Genomic DNA, 1,301 nt, shown 5'->3' with positions numbered 1-1,301 from the left:
GCGGCGGGCAGCACGGCGCGTCAGTCCATTCCGATCGGCAGCGTGAAGACCAACATCGGGCATCTGGGCGCGGCCGCGGGCGTCCCGGGTCTGATCAAGACGGTGCTGGCGCTGAAGCACCGCAAGCTGCCCGCCTCGCTGCACTACAAGAAGCCCAACCCCCGTATCGACTTCGCCGAGACCCCTTTCCACGTGGCCCGCCGGGCGCGGACCTGGCCCAAGCGGAAAGGGCTGCTGCGGGCCGGTGTCAGTTCGTTCGGCATCGGCGGCACCAACGCCCACCTCATTCTGGAAGAGGCGGGCGAGACCTCGCCCGCCGGCCCGGGGCGGCCGTGGCAGGTGCTGCCGCTGTCGGCGAAGACGCCCACGGCGCTGGCGGTGATGCGCGAGCAGCTGGCCGCGCATCTGGCGGCGGGTGACTCGCCGGCCGACTGCCCCGACGATCTGGCGGACGCTGCGCACACGCTTCAGGTGGGCCGTCCGCAGCTGGCCCACCGCACGTACGCCGTCTGCCCGCTGGCGGGCGGCGAGCCGACGTTCACCGAGCCGGTGCAGGTCAAGCCTGGCAAGCCGGAGCCGGTGGTGTTCCTCTTCCCCGGCCAGGGCGCGCAGTACCTGGACATGGCGGCGCAGGCCTACGACAGCGAGGCGGTGTTCCGGGCCGCCTTCGACGAGTGCGCTGAGCTGGCCGCACCGCTGCTCGGCGCCGACCTGCGCGAGGTGGTGTTCGCGCGCGCTACGGCGGACGAGGAGGCGCAGGCGCTCGCCGAGCGGCTGCAGCGCACCGCGTTCACCCAGCCGGCCCTGTTCGCCGTCGAATACGCCCTGGCCCGGCTCTGGCTGAGCTGGGGTGTGCAGCCGGAGGCGATGGTCGGCCACAGCATCGGCGAGATCGTCGCCGCCTGTCTCGCCGACGTCTTCAGCCTGCCCGCCGCGGTCGAGTTCGTGGTGACGCGCGGCCGGCTCGTTCAGTCGATGCCCACCGGCGCGATGCTCGCGGTGCCGCTGACGGAGGAGGAGCTCGAACCGCTGCTCGGCGACGAGACCGGCCTCGCCGCCGTCAACGGGCCGCGCGCCGCCGTGGTCGCCGGACCGCATGCGGCCATCGAAGCGCTGCGCGCGTCGCTGGAGCACGCCGGCGTGCAAGCCACCGAGCTGCGCACGTCGCACGCCTTCCACTCGGCGATGCTCGACCCCGTCGTCGCCCCCCTGCGCGAGGCGGCCGAACGGGCCGGGCTCAAGCCGCCGTCCCGCCGCTTCGTCTCCACGGTCACCGGCGACTGGATCACCGACCAGGAAGC

The 1,301-nt window shown here is 73.4% G+C and carries 1 protein-coding gene; it reads left to right on the top strand.

The annotated features are described in order from the left end of the window. The coding region (locus tag ACMZ42_RS27125; RefSeq protein ID WP_415733443.1) for an acyltransferase domain-containing protein at window positions 1-1,301 on the top strand (1,301 nt) is incomplete at both ends.

It is taken from the genome of Lysinibacillus sp. NPDC056185 (assembly GCF_047737915.1).
Classification (GTDB): Bacteria; Bacillota; Bacilli; order Bacillales_A; family Planococcaceae; genus Lysinibacillus.
This window is presented reverse-complemented; position numbering and strand designations above follow the sequence as displayed.